The organism is Rhodococcus sp. APC 3903 (genome assembly GCF_030407755.1).
In the GTDB taxonomy this organism is placed as follows: Bacteria; Actinomycetota; Actinomycetes; order Mycobacteriales; family Mycobacteriaceae; genus Rhodococcus_F; species Rhodococcus_F erythropolis.
Window position 1 is genome coordinate 248579 of sequence record NZ_JASDCV010000002.1, and the last position, 17171, is coordinate 265749.

At 61.5% G+C, this 17171-nt stretch carries 17 protein-coding genes; 6 read left to right on the forward strand and 11 right to left on the reverse strand.

From position 1 onward, the window contains the following. Positions 1–74 precede the first annotated feature (74 nt). The 5 genes from QMA15_RS03615 to QMA15_RS03635 all read right to left on the reverse strand — a co-directional run bounded on the left by QMA15_RS03615 (position 75) and on the right by QMA15_RS03635 (position 3717). Positions 75–233, reverse strand: coding sequence for a hypothetical protein (locus QMA15_RS03615; protein WP_020905720.1), 159 nt, complete (start codon positions 231–233; stop codon positions 75–77). Positions 234–377: 144 nt separating this feature from the next. Beyond that, the gene (locus QMA15_RS03620; RefSeq protein WP_134998611.1) at positions 378–1028 is read right to left on the reverse strand and encodes a sterol desaturase family protein; all 651 of its coding nucleotides are present in this window, start codon (positions 1026–1028) and stop codon (positions 378–380) included. Further along, a complete protein-coding gene (locus QMA15_RS03625) occupies positions 1025–1747 on the reverse strand; it encodes a GntR family transcriptional regulator (RefSeq protein WP_290283691.1) in 723 nt (240 codons plus the stop codon). The genes QMA15_RS03620 and QMA15_RS03625 overlap by 4 nt, the downstream gene beginning before the upstream one ends. A 54-nt stretch (positions 1748–1801) precedes the next feature. Then, positions 1802–2773: an ABC transporter substrate-binding protein gene (locus tag QMA15_RS03630; RefSeq protein WP_290283693.1), complete on the reverse strand. Its 972-nt coding sequence runs from the start codon at positions 2771–2773 to the stop codon at positions 1802–1804. Between the two features lie 53 nt (positions 2774–2826). Then, a complete protein-coding gene (locus QMA15_RS03635; protein ID WP_198538398.1) occupies positions 2827–3717 on the reverse strand; it encodes an AraC family transcriptional regulator in 891 nt (296 codons plus the stop codon). A gap of 152 nt (positions 3718–3869) precedes the next feature. On the opposite strand from QMA15_RS03635, the gene QMA15_RS03640 reads away from it, so the two are divergent. Next, entirely contained in the window at positions 3870–4883 is a 1014-nt protein-coding gene (locus tag QMA15_RS03640; protein ID WP_019746353.1) for an ABC transporter substrate-binding protein, read from the forward strand. A 12-nt stretch (positions 4884–4895) separates the two neighbouring features. On the opposite strand, the gene QMA15_RS03645 is transcribed toward QMA15_RS03640, so the two are convergent. The 3 genes from QMA15_RS03645 to QMA15_RS03655 are packed head-to-tail and all read right to left on the reverse strand — an operon-like array spanning position 4896 to position 8879. Beyond that, positions 4896–6347, reverse strand: coding sequence for an amidase (locus QMA15_RS03645; RefSeq protein ID WP_134998610.1), 1452 nt, complete (start codon positions 6345–6347; stop codon positions 4896–4898). A gap of 33 nt (positions 6348–6380) precedes the next feature. Beyond that, positions 6381–7643, reverse strand: coding sequence for an amidohydrolase (locus tag QMA15_RS03650; RefSeq protein WP_020905726.1), 1263 nt, complete (start codon positions 7641–7643; stop codon positions 6381–6383). Between the two features lie 27 nt (positions 7644–7670). Further along, complete coding sequence (locus tag QMA15_RS03655; RefSeq protein WP_134998609.1) at positions 7671–8879, reverse strand: MFS transporter; 1209 nt, start codon at positions 8877–8879, stop codon at positions 7671–7673. 99 nt (positions 8880–8978) lie between these two features. Here QMA15_RS03655 and QMA15_RS03660 point away from each other — a divergent pair, with 99 nt between their 5' ends. Further along, positions 8979–9998, forward strand: a complete 1020-nt coding sequence (locus tag QMA15_RS03660; protein WP_290283694.1) for an Lrp/AsnC family transcriptional regulator — start codon at positions 8979–8981, stop codon at positions 9996–9998. 3 nt (positions 9999–10001) lie between these two features. Here the strand turns inward: QMA15_RS03660 and QMA15_RS03665 are convergent, their stop codons facing one another. After that, a complete protein-coding gene (locus QMA15_RS03665; RefSeq protein WP_019746358.1) occupies positions 10002–10715 on the reverse strand; it encodes a TMEM165/GDT1 family protein in 714 nt (237 codons plus the stop codon). A gap of 292 nt (positions 10716–11007) precedes the next feature. Beyond that, entirely contained in the window at positions 11008–11535 is a 528-nt protein-coding gene (locus QMA15_RS03670; protein WP_019746359.1) for a hypothetical protein, read from the reverse strand. A 165-nt stretch (positions 11536–11700) separates the two neighbouring features. On the opposite strand from QMA15_RS03670, the gene QMA15_RS03675 reads away from it, so the two are divergent. From QMA15_RS03675 to QMA15_RS03690, 4 genes are all read left to right on the forward strand, one after another. Next, positions 11701–13050 carry a DUF1254 domain-containing protein gene (locus QMA15_RS03675; RefSeq protein WP_046377720.1) on the forward strand — a complete coding sequence of 450 codons (1350 nt, stop codon included), beginning with the start codon at positions 11701–11703 and terminating at the stop codon, positions 13048–13050. Positions 13051–13206: 156 nt separating this feature from the next. Beyond that, positions 13207–13779 (forward strand): HdeD family acid-resistance protein, encoded by a 573-nt coding sequence (locus QMA15_RS03680; protein ID WP_290283695.1) that lies wholly within the window; start codon positions 13207–13209, stop codon positions 13777–13779. Then, a complete protein-coding gene (locus QMA15_RS03685) occupies positions 13769–14917 on the forward strand; it encodes an AI-2E family transporter (RefSeq protein ID WP_020905730.1) in 1149 nt (382 codons plus the stop codon). The genes QMA15_RS03680 and QMA15_RS03685 overlap by 11 nt, the downstream gene beginning before the upstream one ends. A 44-nt stretch (positions 14918–14961) precedes the next feature. Beyond that, positions 14962–16308, forward strand: coding sequence for a hypothetical protein (locus QMA15_RS03690; RefSeq protein WP_021342413.1), 1347 nt, complete (start codon positions 14962–14964; stop codon positions 16306–16308). Here the strand turns inward: QMA15_RS03690 and QMA15_RS03695 are convergent, their stop codons facing one another. Next, positions 16309–16932: a superoxide dismutase gene (locus QMA15_RS03695; protein ID WP_003944189.1), complete on the reverse strand. Its 624-nt coding sequence runs from the start codon at positions 16930–16932 to the stop codon at positions 16309–16311. Between the last annotated feature and the right edge of the window lie 239 nt (positions 16933–17171).

Consider the following 17171-nt stretch of genomic DNA (forward strand, 5'->3'; position numbering starts at 1 on the left):
CGGAGGCACTCAGGTCGTCCGTCCAGCATATTGGACGGACGACCCCTGAGTGGCGCTATCTGTGGATTGCGGTATCAGCTACCGAAGATCGTCACAGCCTGCTCTGCTGCCTGCGGTGCCTGCTGGAACAGGCCCTGAGGGATGAACTGCTGAGGAATGAACTGCTGGGGACCCAACTGCTGGAAGTTCGTGACCATCGGGTGGATGACGTTGTTGAATACATCGTTGAACATGTGTTGTGTCCTTCGGTTACAGCGTTTTTCGAACTTCTGACTCCATCGACACTAAGCACGGTTCGGGTGGGTTTCAACGAAAATCACTGATACACAGTCAAGTTCAAGTTCATTGCCAGCTAGGGGCCAGGAATCGGCGTTTCTTCACAGCTTCGACGCGGTGCCGTGCAGATTCTTGGCTGTCGGGGACGTCTCGACGGATTTTGGATCGGGGTACGTGCCCAGTACGCGATCGGCCGTTCCCGCGGTGGTGACGGTGAACCAGTAGTGCTCGTTCTTGAAGTGGTGGTTGCGATGGTTGCGCCAAACCGACCGGTAGAGAGCAGTTTTCGGCTTGTAGTCACTGTGGATGAGGAAATGAGTCCACTCGTAGCCGAGGCCGAGTACGGAAATACAGGTCAGGAAGGTCAGACCGAGTTCGACACGGGGAAACGCCAGGAGTGCGACGGCAGTCAGGACGGGAATCACGATCAGGAGCGTCTGCCACGGAATGAAGATGAGTGAGATGGTTCGCGGGGCGAAATGGTGCTCCCGATGGCTGCGCGCCAGGCGTGAATCGAGGGTGACGCCGGCAATGGTCCGCGGCTTCCAATGGAGAACGAAGACGTGAATAATCCACTCCACGAAGGGAAATGCGGCAAGCATCACGAGCGGAACAAGGGCGTCGGTGATCTGCCAGTTGCCCAGCGTGAAGCGCGCTGCCGCGGCGACCACCAACATGGTGCCGATCATCCACGGCGTCGGTGACTTGCGGAACGTTCGTGCTGCATCGGTCAGAGTGAGAGGCTTGCTCATGGTTTCAGTCCTTCCAGGAAGGTGAGAGCATCGCCGATTGCCGTCGTGCCGGTGTGAAGGAGCTGTGCGGCTGACGCCTCGGCAGTTGGCTCGTCGTGTGAAGTGATGGCGGAGGCCAGTTTTCGATACAGGTCGGTCTGGCCGACTTCGGCGACCATGACGGAGGCAAGTGCGGTCATGGCCGGTTCGTATGCAGCGCGTAGGCTGTTGAAGATCAAACGGAAGGCAATGGAATCCGCGCTGTCGACGACGACGTCCCAGAACGCCAGAGCGTGGTCTTGCAGCTCTACCGGATCTTCGGTGGCGCCTAGTTGATCCACGGCCGTGTCGAGTTCTCGGGCAGATTCCGCGGAGATGCGACGGGCGGCCAGCACCGCGATCTGCGGTCCCATCAACTCGCGAGTTTCCAGGACGCTGCGCACCACGGTCAGGTCGGGGACGCCGTCTCGAACCAACAACTGGGGGAGAAGCTCGGGTCCGGCCTGGCGTCGAAAATCTCGCACGGACGTGGACTCGCCCTGGCGGACCTCGACGAGCCCGGCCTGGGCGAGCTTCTGAATTGCCTCGCGGACTGCGGGCCGCGAGACACCGAATGCCTCGGCGAGCTTGCGCTCGCTGGGTAGCGCCTCACCCGCGGCCAACTCTCCGGCCAGTACTTTCACTGAAATCTGGTCGAACACTGCGCCGGAAGCGGAGGTACGTGCAACGGGTTGGAACATGTACCGACCGTAAACGCCAACTGGTGAGAGGTCAAGTGGTATGACCAGTTAGCGTCACTGCAGGTTGCGAGTGGTGTCCGCCAACTTGTTCAGGAAGTCTGTGTAGGTGAGTGCGAATCCCACCTTGTCGTCGTAGTCGAGCGGTGCAACATTGCCGGCGACCACGGCTGGAACACGATCCCACGCCGGGTTGCCCGGCCAGGAGTCGAGATTCTGGGCGACGACGACATCGGCGTCGGCGAGCACATCCGCATTCTCCCAACCGAATTCGGCGCTGTAGCCGCCGATCGCGGCCGACTGGGCGGCGGTGATCGCGTCGTTGGACAAGATCGTGTAACCGAGTGACGACGCTACGTCGACGGTCAGGTTGTTCGGGGTGTTGAACACGAAGAACTTGTCCTCGATCAGCGATACGAAGGCGATCGTCTTGGTCTGCGCGACGGAACCGACGTCGTCGCGGGCAGTGGCGAGAGCGGCTTCGTACCGCGCCTGTGCTGCCGAGGCGGCGGCGGTCTTGCCCAGTAGTGCCAGTTGCTCGCCCATGAATCCCAGAGGCCCGCCGAGTGATTCGGTCTCCTTGTCGGGCGAGCTGCCGTCCTGGATCACCAGAACCGGTGCGATGTCCTCGAAAGTGAGGTTCTGTGACTTGTAGCTCTCGTACCAGCCGACGGAGATGAGGATCAGGTCCGGGTTGTAGCTCAGCACGTCCTCCTTACTGAGATTGCCGCCCAGATGCCCCGCATCGGCCGGGACCTTGGATGCGAGATGGCTCGACTTGTCGTAATCGAGGGCGACGATCGGGTAATCGGCGAGAAGTGCGAACTCGAGGGACGTCCGGGAGTCGATGACAACCACTCGCTGCGGGTCGGCAGGTATCTGGGCGGAGTACCCCGCGAAGCTGTAGTCGATGGTCTCGGCCGAAGGCGAGGGCTGGTCGTCGGACGAGCTGCACGAGGCGAGCGTGCCGATCAGGATCGCGCCGACCGCGAGCGCGATAGACCTGGCAAAACGGCGGCGGTGGTGCATCTGTGGTGTTCTCCAACGTGTTCGGGCAACATGGTTTGCCTTGCCTAACAACGCTAACGTGTCACCCGTGCGGGTTTGGTGCCATTCTGATGCGGTTTCATGACAGGTGAGAACGAGCGGAAGTACGCGGCGGGGGTGTGGCCGATGACCTGCCTGAACAGGTCGATGAACGTTCCAGGGTTGGCATACCCGAGGCCGCGGGCCACGGCGACGACAGGTTTGCCTGCGGCAATCTCGATCAATGCAACGCGGACGCGCACCAGAATTCGCCATTGAGTGAGCGTCGTGCCGGTGTCGGCCTGGAAGCGGCGCATCAAGGTCCGGCCACTCACGCCGATGGTGCGAGCCCAGTCGGAAGTGGTGCGGTCGTCCGCCGGATCGGCGATGATCTGCTGGGCAATCGAAAGAAGGTCAGGCGTTCTCGGCAACGGAATGTCGAGACTCGCGGCCTGAACGGGATGGATGAGGTCGATTGCCACCTGCTGTAGCCGTAGTCGCTTCAGGTCGGGCATGGCGTTGTTCTCGTTGTGTAACAACACCTCCCGAAGTGCACCGGTCATGGGTATGCCGACTATCGAGTCCCAATCGGTGTCGATTCGATCCGGCGTCAGGTACGTCGCGAAGATGACGGCGCCGTCGTCGGAGCGGACACGGTGCGCAGTGCCGGCAGGAATCCAGATGCCGAGCATCGGCGGAACCATCCAGAGGTGTTCGGACGCTTCGAGGGTGACGGTCCCACCTGCCGACCACAGCAGTTCATGTTCGCGGTGGGTATGGAAATCCCAGACGCCCGTTGCCGTGCTCTTGAACCGGATGGTGCTGACGGACCACGGCTCCGCGACGATCCGGTTCGGGGTGGACACCGGCTCGTTCCACGTCGACGGTTCCAGGGTCGGCGCTCCCCACAACATGATGCCGGGGAAGTCCTGTCGCGAAGGCGTCACGAACCAAGAACGTACCGGCTTCCGGCCGTCGACCGAGGGGGTGCGCGTATCGATGGCTCGATCGAAACAGTGGTTGGCCATGACGCTTCACCGTAACAGTGCAGGTGAGAGTAATTTTAGGTAGCCCTAATTCGGATACCGTCAGGAAACCCATGACATCACTTCTCTTGCCTACCGCTGATACCGATGCCGAGTTCGCTCGCATCACCGCAGCACTTACCCGACGCGGTTTCCTCGGGGCCGGTGCCTTGGCGGGGATCGGATTGCTCACGGCCTGTGGAACCAGTTCCAGTGAATCGGCCGAGGGCTCGATGCGCACCATCAACACGGCCCTGGGGCAGGTGGAGGTTCCCACCAACCCGCAGCGAGTGGTCAGCGCCGATTACTACACGGGCCCCGCGATGTTCGACGCCGGATTCACGCCCGTCGGATTGCCGGTGGACTACGAGAACGCCGACGGTGTCCCGGAACCGTATGCGTCTGCCCTGCGGTCTCTTCCGAAGGTGGGACGCTGGTACGAGCCCAACGCCGAGGCGATAGCGGCTTTGTCTCCCGACTTGATCGTGATGACCAACCTCCTTTCGGAGAACAACCCGGATCTTTACGAGCAGATCCGGTCGATTGCACCGACCGCAGTTTTTGCCGAAGACGGCCAGTACGCGTGGAAGGAGCGCGCCCTCGGGGTCGCGGACGCACTCAACCAGAGTGCGAAGGTTCAAGAGTTGGCAGACCGGTACGAGGCGCGGATCGCGAAGTTCCGCAGCGACAATGCTGACGTGTTGAGCAAGGTGAAGGTCGTCTACACCACGTACTTCGAGGAGAGTGGTTTCTCGCTGTACTCGCCGACCAAGTATCAGACGACGGTCATCAGCGAGGCCGGGTTCCAGTTCAACGACCGCTCACTCGCAATTCCTGCCGGTAGCAACGAGTGGTTCCCGAAGGAGCAGTTGGAGCTACTCGACGAAGCCGACGTCATCATCACCAACAGTGGCAAGGGCCCCATCAACGAGAAGTTGGCGAACGACACCATCTTCCAGCGTCTGCGCGCCGTCAAGAACGATCAGGTGTACTCGTTCGACTACGAGGGCGTCGCGTCGTTCGGTTGGGCCCTGACGTTCCTCGAGCAGTTCCAGCCGATTGCTGAGGAGATCAGAGCCAAGCTCTGATCTCCTCAGCAATCAAGAGGAAGCCGGCGCCACCACGTCCAGCCTCGGTTGATGCTGGTCGGTGTATGCCCACGGGCGGATCTTCTCCAGTGCTTTGCCGATCCGGAACACGGTCGGTTCGTCGTACGTATGGCCGACGATCTGGACGCCCGTGGGAACGCCGTTGTGTGCGTGTCCACTGGGCACCGCTAGTACGGGGCACCGATTGGCGACGTTGAACGGCAACGTGAGAAGTGCTTCGGCGGTGGTGTTCACGTGCTGGCCCGCAACCGTGAGGCCGTCGAGCAAAGACTCGCCTGCCGGGAAGGCGATGGTGCCCGAAGTCGGGCAGATCAGCGCATCGAATGGAGCCATCGCCTCGGCGAGCTCTCGTTGCATCTGGGTTTCTTTGCGAAGGCCGTCCAGAAATGACATTTCCGCAGCGCCCTTCGACGTGATCGCGACGTTGTCGAGCGTGTAGTCGGCAAGAAGATCACCGTGGACGCGAGCAACTTCCGCGACGGATGCACCCATGATCGTTCCGAAATGGACTTTCACCGCTGCTGCCATCGAATCACGAGTCCACGGCAACTCGATCTCCTCGACGATCGCGCCGGCATCGACCAACGACTGTGCGAGAGCCCGGGTGTTCGCCTCGATGTCAGGCTCGATGGGGAAGTCACCGAGCCGCAGGCACAGGGCAATGCGCATTCCCTCGACCGACGGGTACTCGTGTGGCAGCGTGATCGCCGGCCTGAGGGAAGAATGGTCACGCGGATCCGGCCCGATCAGAACGTTGGCCAAAAGAATTGCGTCGTCGACAGTTCGGGCCATCGGACCGTCGCCACGGTAGGAATCCATGGACAGCGGGGCGACCCCGGGAATGCGGCCGTACGACGCTTTGAGCCCGACGGTGCCGGTGAAGCCTGCCGGGCCCCGCGTCGACCCGCCGATATCGGATGCTGTTGCCAGAGTGGTAGTTCCGGCAGCGAGGGCGGCGCCCGCGCCTCCGGATGAACCGCCGGGACTGTAATCGAGGTTCCAGGGATTGCGAGTCACGCCCCACAGTGGAGAGTGCGTGAACGCCGCAACACAGAACTCCGGCGTCGTGGTGCGTGCGTGAATCAAGCCGCCTGCTGCCAGAACTCGATCGATCACCGGTGCGTTCTCGCGGGCGATGTTTCCGCGTGCCGCCAGCGAACCTTCGGTCAGAGACTTTCCGGCAATAGCGTGTTTTTCCTTGGCAGCTACCGGAATTCCCTCCAGCGGCCGCGGATCGGGTCCGTGGCCGAGATATCGGCTCTCAGCTTCCCGAGCGCCGATGAGTGCCTCCTCGAACATCTCTTCGGTGAAGGCATTGATGTGAGGTTCGAACTTCTGGGTTCGGTCGACGACTGCTTGTAGCAGCTCGACCGGAGACAATTCTCGCGTGCGAAAGTGTGCAATAGCTTCGGTGGCGCTGAGGTAATGCAGGTCGTCTGACATGGCGTTATCTCCCTGGAGAAGTATGTGTAGGAATCACGCGCTTCGCGCAAGGGCGCCCAGTGCGGCCGCAGTCATAGCCGTGACACCTTCGGGTAGTGCCGCGGCCGGATCCGGCGCGAAGCGCGGTGAGTGATTCGAGGGTGTGCCGGGAGGAATCCGTCCCTCGGCGAGTGCGGCGAGAGCTCTTTCGTCGAAACTCCGAAGCGCCGTCCCGCCGAAATGCCAGAATACGGAGGGGCATTGGGCAGCAGTGCCGAAGACTCCGAAGTCCTCGCTGCCTGAAAGTGGTTGCGGCAGGGTGTGCATTCCCAATCCTGCCCGGCGTAGGTCGGTCATCACCGTGGACGTTGCGTCCGGAGTATTGACCGTGGCCGGAAAGCCGTTGTACGCATGAACGTCCGGCGCTTCGGCGGCGCCTGCTCCGTCCGCTTCTGCGCGAGCGATCCGGCCTACAGATTCGAGCATGTGTTCTCGCGACGATGCACTGAAAGTTCGCAGACTGAGTAGTAGTTCGGCGTCGTCGGCAATGATGTTCGCAGCTGTGCCGGCGTGCAATGCTCCCACCGTGAGCACCGGTGCTGTCGGGGTTGCCGCTTCATGAGCGACCAGACTTTGAATGCGCAGCGCGAAAGATGCTGCCATCAACAAGGGGTCGATGCACGCGTACGGCGATGACGCATGTCCACCACGGCCGTGAAAAACCACTCGAATCGTGTCGGATGCTGCCATCAAGATGTCGGGTTTGCTGACCAGCATCCCAGCCGGAGTCGGGCCCACGTGTTGTCCCAGGCAGAGGTCCGGTCGCGGGAAGCGGTCGAAGATTCCGTCGTCGACCATCGCACGAGCGCCGGACCCGGTCTCCTCGGCAGGCTGGAAGACCGCGACAACAGTGCCGGTGATCGACGTCGGATCCGCGGAAAGTGCTGCGCACGTGGCAAGTAGCGCGGTGACGTGGACGTCGTGGCCACACGCATGCATGACGCCATCCGTCTTGGAGGCGTATGACAACCCGGTGTCTTCTGCGACCGGCAACGCGTCCATGTCGGCGCGTAGCAGGATCACCGGCCCGCTGCTCCCTTGGAGAACACCGACGACACCCGTGCCGCCGACTCCGATCGTGACGTCCCAGCCGCCGATCCGCCGAAGCTCTTCGGCAACAAGTGCGGCAGTGCGAGTTTCGTTGCCGGACAACTCGGGGTGTGCGTGCAGGTCCCGGTACAGATCGAACCAGTGCGGCTCGACGGTTCGCAACCGCGACGGGTCTCCGAATTCAAGATTCGAAAGCAGTTGATTCATGGTCGATCTTCTTTCGGTTGGTGATGATCAGTTGGCGGTTTTCAGTTGCACCAGGTTCAGCATCTTTTCTCGGGTCTGCGGCGCTGCCATTACCGCGATGATCGCCACGACGGGCCCGAGCGCGAGCGATACGAACGCCGCTGACCAGGAGAGATGGTCCACGATGAATCCGAACACCAGCGGCGCGACAATCCCGGCGACCATGCCGCCGAAAATGATCATCGACGAGGCGGCTCCGACCACCGAAGAAGGCAGGCTACGAAGTGGGAGTGCAAAACACGGCATGAAAGCGAAAGAGGCAGCGGCAGATCCGAGGGTGACGAGAACGACGAACAAGGCCGTGTTGGAGGCGAAAGGAACTGAAACGAGCATCACGATGCACGCGAGCATGGACGGCACTACGACGATGCGGCTGTTGCCTGCCAGTCGATCCGAGATTCTGCCGCCGATGACGGTGGTCACGGCGGCCACCACGGTTGCCGGGATGAGAAGGAGGCTCGCACTCGAGAGGGCGATTCCACGTTCGTCATGGAGGTAGGACGGAACCCAGGACGACATCCCCCAGATCACGAAGTCGTAGCCGAAGAACATCAAGGCGAAGAGCCACATCGCGCGGGAACGAAATACGGTGCGCATGTTGTCCCAGGAGGAATCCGGACCGTGGTCGATCTCCGCCGGAAGTGCGGGCGGGAGCCACAACTTGATGCTGACGAGCGAGAGTACGCCGAGCGCCGCGACGGCCAGAAACATCCCGCGCCAGCCGATCAACGGGAGAAGAGCTGCCGCAACGACAATGGCAAGAAGCGTACCGACGGCGTTGGAACTGTTCATCCATCCGGTTGCGGTGGCACGTTGCTCCGGGATGCTGCGTTCGGCAACCAGCTTTACTGCGGCTGCCGGAAACACGCCCTGTGCGAGACCGAAGAGAAAGCGAACAACCAGAAGCGTCCCGAACGACCACGCAAGGGCAGTGAGGCCGGTGAAGACACTCCACGCCACCAACCCGATCAGAGCCATCCGGACTGCGCCGTATCGATCGGCGAGCAGTCCACCAGGCAGTTGGGCCAGTGTGTATGCAATGAAGAACGTGGAGATGATCAATCCACGCTGGGAGTAGTCGAGATCGAACTCCTCACCGAGCAAAGGGAGGGCGAGGTTGATCGCCAGCCGATCTATGTAGTCGATCGCGTAGGCGACGAACAGCAGCGCGACCGTGACTTTGGTGGAGCGAAGCACTGGGCCTCCAAGTGGTGAACCTGTGAAGTGATTCACATATCTTTGGCAAACAGGCAGGGATCACCGGCCAGAATGCAGTAATCCAGCAATACTTGGCAGATGAAGCCGGAATCCGACGCATTTGTGATCGCGGAATCTGATCTGGAGATCATCAATGCACTCCAACTCAACCCCCGCGCGTCGTGGACACAGTTGTCGTCGGTACTCGACATGGATTCGACGACGATCGCCCGCCGGTGGCGTCGCCTCGTCTCGAACGGTCATTCGTGGGTCAACGCGGTCGCAATCGGTCGAACCCACATATTCGGCTATCTCCTGATCAGGACGACTCAGGATGCGGTTGCCGACGTGGGGGAGCGGTTAGGTGAGCTGGCTTGCGCTTATCTGTTGGCCAGGACGGAAGGTGAGTACGAGTACTTCGTCGGAGTTGTGGCCGCCGACCAGAAGAGTTTGGACGCCTTGGTGTGTGAGCACCTTGCTGCCGATCCTGGAATCTTGTCGATCAGAAGCCGGGTCGGGGTGAAGGTGTACCGGGACGGCTTCAGTTGGGAGCCGGGCGCTCTGGGGCAAGCAGGTCGCGCTCAGCTGGCAACCGCTGCGGCGCCGGCAGATCCGACAGTGTTCCGTGAGTCCGACGGTGCCCTGTTGGAGGCGCTCGGCCGTGACGGACGTGCCAGCTATGCGCGTCTCGCCGCGATTTGTGGAACGAACGAGACTGCGATTCGACGGCGCTTGGCCCAGCTGACTGCATCGCGACAGTTGACTTTCCGCTGCGATGTCTCGCAACAGGCTGTCGGTTCACCGTTCGAAGTGATCTTCGATGTCGCTGTGGACGGTTCCACCGACGAACTCGGCAATCTTGTGTCGAGTTGGCCGGAGATCAGATTGTTGGTGGCGACTACCGGAACAGCGAACATGTTGATCAGCGTGTGGCTGAGCAGCCTCGCGCAGAGTCTTGTCGTCGAGGATCGACTCCGCCGAATCGGTAGTGTGCGGATCCTCGATCGACGTGTCTCGCTGTACCCGATGAAGCGGTTCGGGCAGCTACTCGGACCGAGTGGAGTGGCGGAAGGTCATGTCCCGGTCGCGATTTGGGGCGCCGGCGACGTTATTCGTTGAGCGTCAGTCGATCGGCGTCCGATTGTCGTCGACGAGGTGTGTATCGGAGTCGGTCGCACGGGAGCGCTTCCAGATCATCCGTGCCAGCGCACCCAGTACGGACACTGCCAGGACAACGCCACCGCCGATGATGCCGGCCGACGAGTCGGGGAAGATGCCCTCGAGCAGCAGCCAGACACCGAAGACGAAGAACAGCACCGCGGCGCCGATCTTGATGAATCCGTCTGGGAGGTGCTTGCCCAGTACCGAGCCGACGATGATGGCGAGAGCGTCGGCCGCCACCATGCCTACCGTCGACCCGATCCAGACGCCGATCCAGTCGTTGTCTGTCGCAAGGGTGATGGTGGCGAGCATGGTCTTGTCGCCGAGTTCTGCCAGGAAGAAGGCCGACGCGACGGCGATGAAGGCGGATCGCGTGACGCGACCGGCTTTGTTCTGCTCGTCGTCGGTGAGATCGTCACCGCGCAGGGTCCAGAGGCCGAAGATCAGGAACGCGATCCCGCCGACGATGGAAATTGCCGCGGTGGGGAGTGCGACGCCCAGGTAGTGGCCGACGGCGACCGAGACAAGGTGAACAAGGGTGGTGGCGACGGTGATTCCGCCGAGAACGACCCACCAGCGATATCGCAAGGCAAACGTCATTGCCATCAGTTGCGACTTGTCGCCGAGTTCCGCGACGAAAATGACGCCGAAACTCAAAAGTATTGCGGCAAGCAAGGTTTACTCCTCCGGTCGGTGTAGGTCGGAGGAAAAATGCGAGCCTCCGGCCTGGGCAGGCGCATAGTGCGCTTGTCCGGCCGAAGGTCTCGCCCACCGAGGCCACAGGACCTTCGGTTCGCCAGGCCGGGTGCTTCGCGATCCACACCAGGCGGAGCGCGTCGAACCAGTATGTCGACACAGGCGATTGGGGGCTACTCCCCTTCGTTGCTACCCACGTTAGCGCGGTCGGCTCGAATTGGCAAAGCGCACAGCAAGTTTGGGAGTCCGAACTTATCGCTTACCGCGGCCGTCACGAAGCGAGGAGCATGGCCAAAACAGCGGTGTCGGGATCGCTGATCAAATCGATGCCGACGCGGCTGATCATGGAGACGACCGTGCCGTCCGGCTCTGCCTCCACCCAGGCCGCACGATGCTCCAAGCCCAGGTAGGGAAGTCCTGGCAGTAGTACGCACCCCGACGCGCTTCCCTCGCATTCCGGCAGGCTGGGGGTAGTTTCCGACGGCGGGTGCAGCATGATCAGTGCCGGCGGCTGATGGTCGGAGAAACGGCCGGGTGTCAGTGCAAAATCGCCGAGCACCGGACCTTCGGCAACCACCAGACCGACAGTGCCGGGTTGCGGATCCTCGGGAACGTCCTCACGCACTCCGAAGACCGTCGTCGTCGGCAACAATCCCGGCATCGAGGCCACTCGGACAGCCAGGGCGAGAAGCTGCGCCCACTCCTGGGTGGTGTCCGGCCAGCGGCCGGAAATGACGAAACCCTGCAAAGACCCAGCGGCTTGGAACGGAGAAATGCCTATTGCTTCGTTTCTGTTCATTTCTGTTCCTCCCTCGGTGCTGGGGCAAATCTCGGTCTGACGCGCATGCGTCGGTCCGGCACACCTCGTTGGGTAATCGAAATATGCACCTATTCGGTACTGGCACACAAGACAGGGAGAGTGCCAGCCAGGTTTGCGCTGGTGAGAGCGGTGGTATGCGCAGGCATGACTCTGTCGAAGAACCGTTCTCGGCTCGAAGACCTGGCAACGCAGGCGTGGATCTTCGGGTATCCCCTGTTGATTGCGGCGGTATCGCGTGACGTCATGACGGCGACGCCGACCCCGGTGGCGATGAAAGCCCCGCTCAACCAGTTCGCTTATGCGCGTACGACGCCCGACGCGAGCTTCACCGATGTCGTCTCGCCCAACGCGGACACTCTTTACTCGTCGGGGTGGCTGGACGTCTCGACGGAACCGCAGGTGCTCTCGCTGCCGGACTTCGGCACCCGGTACTGGTTGGTCCCCATCCTCGACGCGTGGAGCGACGTCTTCACGGTGCCGGGATCTCGGACGGTAGGACGCACCGGGGGACCGTACCTGGTGGCCGGACCGAATTGGAAAGGCAACGTGCCCAAGGGTTTGACGCTGCTGCGGTCGCCGACGGCGATGAATTGGATAGTCGCCCGCTACGCGACGTCAGGGGGAACAGACCTGGCCGAAGTGCACAGCCTGCAGGACCGGACGCGACTCACACCACTGTCGGAATGGACGGGTGACCCGCAGGACTACACGCCCGGAGAAGTTCCGGTGAACTCCGCTGTCGACACGCGCACACCGCCGGTGGACCAGGTGGCCGCAATGGACGGCGAGGCCTTTTTCACCACGCTCGACGCACTTCTCGACGACAATCCTCCGCGTCCGGAGGATACCGAGATGATGAAACAGCTGTCCGACATCGGAATCGGCTCCTCGTTGCCCTGGAAATCGCGTCCGCAAGAGGTGCGTGATGCCCTCGACCGAGCTGCGCGAACCGGAATGGACGTGCTGAGCGAGATCGCCAAGGAGGCGGAAGGCAATCCGAAGAACGGCTGGACGATGCACCGCGGCTTGGGGCATTACGGGACTCATTACGCTCAGCGGGCTCTGATCGTCTGGCTCGGTTTCGGGGCCAACCTCGACGCAGATGCCGTGTACCCGCACGCCACCACCGACGTCGACGGTAAGCCTCTGACCGGTGAGAAGAAGTACGTACTTCATTTCGAGAAGGACGAGCTCCCGCCGGTCGAGGGATTTTGGTCGCTCACGATGATGAACGAGCGACAGTACTTCGTGGACAACCCGATCGATCGATATGCCATCGGCGATCGAAGTGATCTGGTGTTCGCCGACGACGGCTCGTTGGACATCTATCTCCAGCACGAGTCGCCTGGTGGCGAGAAGGAGCGGAACTGGCTGCCGGCTCCGTCCGGTGACTTCAACGTCTTTCTGCGCCTGTACTGGCCGAAGGCTGCAGTGCTGTCGGGATCGTGGACCGCGCCCGGTATTCGGGAAGCAAGTATTCGGGAAGCAGGCTGAAAGTCCCCTCGCTTCGTACCCGAAGAGCACAACTCGGTATCAGCCGCGCGTTTCGATGGGCGGAAAGGTCACGATAGCCATACGATCTGTCGGTATTGCCCTGTTTGAAGAGCTGTTGAATCGGTCAGAGACACCCGCTTGCTTCGGAGGCTACTGATGGTCACGCAGAACCCGTTCGTGCAGTACGGCAAAGAGATCTGGTGGATGATCCTGATCCGCGGAGTCTTCGGCGTGATCTTCGGAATCATCGCGCTCGTGTGGCCGGGAATTACCGTGGTGGCCTTGGTTTTCCTGTTCGGTATCTACTCCATTGTCGACGGCTTGATCACGCTCGTTCGAGCCATCCGGGACCGCGAACACCTGAGTTCGTGGGGATGGTGGGCGTTCACCGGCGTCGTTTCGGTGGGAGCCGGTATCGTCGCGCTGGTCTGGCCAGGCATCACGGCGCTGGTACTTCTGTACATAATTGCCTTCTACGCCATCATGTTCGGAATCTTCGGAATTGTCGGCGCCTTCAAGATGAAAGCGCTGCCCGGATCCAGTTGGGGATGGCTGCTCGCCGCGTCGGTGCTCGCGGTCATCTTCGGCATCATCCTTCTGATCGCACCAGGCGAAGGCATCATCAGCCTCATCTGGTTGTTGGGTTGGTACGCAATCTTGTTCGGCCTCTTCATGATCGTGGGCGCATTCCAGATCAGAAGCCGGGCAAAGGAAGCCGGTGTTCTCTAAGAAGGGCAAGCCGGCCGCCGCGGCTCCCGCTCCGATCCCCACGCTTTCCGGTAGTGCGAACTGGTCGATCCCGCGCGGTCTGATCGTCCTGCTCGGTCTCGCGGCCACCGTGGTTGCCGTCGGCGGAATGAAGGTGTTCGGCGGCATCCTCGGACCGGTATTCCTGGCGCTCGTGCTGACGATTGCCGTTCAGCCCATTCAGGATTGGTCACAGCGACGAGGATGGCCTAAGTGGGTCGGGATGCTCGGCTCACTGGTCACCGTGTACCTGATTCTGCTCGGGTTGGCGGCGTCGTTGATCGTGTCGACGGCCCAGTTGGCGACAATCCTGCCTCAATACTCCGAGGAGATGACCAACCTCCTCAACGAGGGCCGCGACAAGTTGGCCGACTTCGGAGTCAGCACCGAACAGATCCAAAGCACACTCAGCAGTATCGATCTCACGAAGGTCGTGGGCGTACTCGAAAGTGGGCTGGAGGGTCTGCTCGGCATTCTGTCGGATCTGGTGTTCATCCTCGCACTGTTGCTGTTCATGGCTTTCGACGGCATGAGTATCCGCTCACGGTTGAATGTGCTGTCCGAGCAACGTCCCGAAATCTCCTACGCGCTCTCCACCTTTGCCGCCGGAACTCGCAAATATCTGGTCGTCTCGACGGTCTTCGGCCTCATCGTGGCGGTACTCGACGGTGGTGCGCTGTGGCTGATGGGCATTCAGCTGCCCGTCCTGTGGGCGCTACTGTCCTTCATCACCAACTACATCCCCAACATCGGGTTTGTCATCGGCGTCATCCCACCGGCGCTCCTGGGACTCCTTCAGGGCGGGCCGTGGCTGATGCTGTGGGTGATCGTCGTCTACTCCGTCATCAACTTCGTGATCCAGTCCATCATCCAACCCAAGTTCGTCGGCGACGCCGTCGGGTTGTCGGTGACGATGACCTTCCTCTCGCTTGTCTTCTGGGCGTGGGTTCTCGGAGCACTCGGAGCATTGCTGGCGATTCCGCTCTCGTTGCTGGTGAAGGCCGTCCTGCTCGACATCGACCCGGCCACACGCTGGGCGGACATCCTGATCAGTGGTCCTCGAACCGAACCGGATGAAGACCCGAAAGAAGAAGCGAAACCGACCCCGGCGCCCACCTAGAACTTCTCAGTGTTTCTACAAGTTGTTGCTTTATCGTCTCGCCCATGAGCGCCGAGAACACCACCGAGAACTCCCACCGCCAGCCGTCACGCCTCGGTCGACGGCTGGCAGTGGGTGGTGTGGCCGCGATTGTCGCGGCTGCGGTGGCGGGGATCGGGTTCGTGATCTTCGCGGGCGGTGCCGATTCCTCGAACACCGTCGCGATCGTGAACGCCGACGCGGGAACCACGCTCGACGGCAAGGAACTTCGGGCCGGCGACACCCTGGTGGACACGTTGGGCAAGAACGAAGACTTCGACTTCCAGGTGGTCGACAATCCCGGCGGGAACTACTTCGCGACGTTGACGGTGCCGGAAGACTTCAGCGAAACCGTCGCGTCGATGTTCGGCACTGATCCCCGCCAAGCCAGTGTCGAACTGGCGGTGAATGGCTCGGACTCGGAGAAGTCCGCCGAGTTGACCCGGGCCGTATCGGCGCAGGTCGGCGCGGACGGAATCAAGGGTTTGCTGGCTCAGACTTCGGCCGCGCGGCGCTCGATCGATCAAAACCTCACCACCGCACAGATTCTGGTCGCCGGCACCAACGAGGCCGGAAAGTCCATCGATCAGGTGAAGGCAGGCGCAGGCACTCTGCTGCCGTATCTCGAGACCGCACGCTCGGGAGCGTTGGAGTTGATGAGCGTGGCGGACCAGGTATCCGGCGTGGTCGATCAGGCGTCGGGGTCGGCGGAAGAGCTGGCCACGCGCGCTGACTCACTGGGCCTGACGCTGGGGGAGGCGTCGTCGTCGACCGCGGAATTGAAGACACGGATCGACACGTTGCAAACTGCGTTGAACGGCCTTCCGATCCCGCCCGACGTGACAGCGCAACTGGCCGGTGTGAGTTCGGATCTCGGTGCGCTGAATGCGCAATTGGGCACCGTTCCGGCACTGTTGGGTGGCTCGGTCGGACCCGATACGGAGCTCGGTGATCTAGTCCGCACCGCTGTCGGGCAGCTGCAAGGCGCGAGCGATCAACTGAGCAGTGCTGCCGGGCAATTGAACGACGGACTCATCCCCATCGCCGATCAGGCACCGCAGATGCTCGGCGACGTGACCGATCAGATCACCCAGGGATTCACGACGCTGCAAGGGATCGCCAAGTCATTGGTCACGGGCCTCGACGGCGCAAAATCCGGTATTCCGGCGATGACCACTCCGCAGCAGGTTCAGTTGACCTCGGTGCTGTCGGATCCGGTGGCCGTGAATCAGACCAGCGCGAACAGTGGTGACTCCGGAACTCGCACACTGGCATTGGTCTTCGGAGCCACGACGGTCCTGCTCGGTGGCGCTCTGCTGACGCGAACGGCGGCGCCCCTGGTGAGGCGCCGCCGTTCGCAAGAAGAGCTGTGACTAGACGATCAGACCTGCGGTCTGGGTACGTGCACGGTCGAAGCGAGCCGAAACGTCGTTCCAGTTGACGATGTTCCAGAATGCCTTGACGTAGTCGCCCTTGACGTTCTGGTAGTCGAGGTAGAAAGCGTGCTCCCACATGTCGAGGAGCAGCAGCGGCGTGAGGCCGATGGAGATGTTGCCCTGCTGATCGTAGAGCTGGACGATGATCAGACGCTGTCCGATCGAGTCCCACGCGAGGATGGACCAGCCGGAGCCCTGGATGGCGTTGGCGTTCGCGGAGAAGTGAGCGCGGAAGAGATCGAACGAACCGAAGTTGTCGTCGATCGCTGCGGCGAGCTCGCCTTCGGGCTTGTCGCCACCGTCAGCGCTGAGGTTGTTCCAGAAAACGGTGTGGTTGGTGTGGCCACCGAGGTGGAACGCCAGGTTCTTCTCGAGCAGGTTGGCCTGCGCTGCGATGGTGTCGTTCTCACGAGCCTCGGCCAGCTTCTCGAGTGCAGCGTTGGCGCCGGCAACGTAAGCCGCGTGGTGCTTGTCGTGATGCAGCTCCATGATCTTGCCCGAGATGTGCGGCTCGAGGGCTGCGTAGTCGTAGGGGAGTTCCGGCAGCGTGTAAACAGACACGAGGGTCCCTTCTTTGCGGGCTGGTGAGCCCTGGTGCTTTAGAGTGCGTCGATCACCGGTCACGGCGTGACGTCACTCGCGTATGTGCAAATCATTCTTCGGGTTTCCACCCAATAACATTCGTACACCGTCCGCAACAGTCCGGCTCAGGTAGTAATCACCAAAGAATAAAGTTTGGTTAACCGAACTTGGTCGGATCTAAGGGTAAGCTAATATGCGCAAATTCGTCGTAAAGGTGA

Bases quoted from the DNA above. Each gene is read 5' to 3' on its own strand.
- QMA15_RS03615 (WP_020905720.1), bottom strand. From the start codon at position 233: ATGTTCAACGATGTATTCAACAACGTCATCCACCCGATGGTCACGAAC.
- QMA15_RS03620 (WP_134998611.1), bottom strand. From the start codon at position 1,028: ATGAGCAAGCCTCTCACTCTGACCGATGCAGCACGAACGTTCCGCAAG.
- QMA15_RS03625 (WP_290283691.1), bottom strand. From the start codon at position 1,747: ATGTTCCAACCCGTTGCACGTACCTCCGCTTCCGGCGCAGTGTTCGAC.
- QMA15_RS03630 (WP_290283693.1), bottom strand. From the start codon at position 2,773: ATGCACCACCGCCGCCGTTTTGCCAGGTCTATCGCGCTCGCGGTCGGC.
- QMA15_RS03640 (WP_019746353.1), top strand. From the start codon at position 3,870: ATGACATCACTTCTCTTGCCTACCGCTGATACCGATGCCGAGTTCGCT.
- QMA15_RS03645 (WP_134998610.1), bottom strand. From the start codon at position 6,347: ATGTCAGACGACCTGCATTACCTCAGCGCCACCGAAGCTATTGCACAC.
- QMA15_RS03650 (WP_020905726.1), bottom strand. From the start codon at position 7,643: ATGAATCAACTGCTTTCGAATCTTGAATTCGGAGACCCGTCGCGGTTG.
- QMA15_RS03660 (WP_290283694.1), top strand. From the start codon at position 8,979: ATGAAGCCGGAATCCGACGCATTTGTGATCGCGGAATCTGATCTGGAG.
- QMA15_RS03670 (WP_019746359.1), bottom strand. From the start codon at position 11,535: ATGAACAGAAACGAAGCAATAGGCATTTCTCCGTTCCAAGCCGCTGGG.
- QMA15_RS03675 (WP_046377720.1), top strand. From the start codon at position 11,701: ATGACTCTGTCGAAGAACCGTTCTCGGCTCGAAGACCTGGCAACGCAG.
- QMA15_RS03680 (WP_290283695.1), top strand. From the start codon at position 13,207: ATGGTCACGCAGAACCCGTTCGTGCAGTACGGCAAAGAGATCTGGTGG.
- QMA15_RS03690 (WP_021342413.1), top strand. From the start codon at position 14,962: ATGAGCGCCGAGAACACCACCGAGAACTCCCACCGCCAGCCGTCACGC.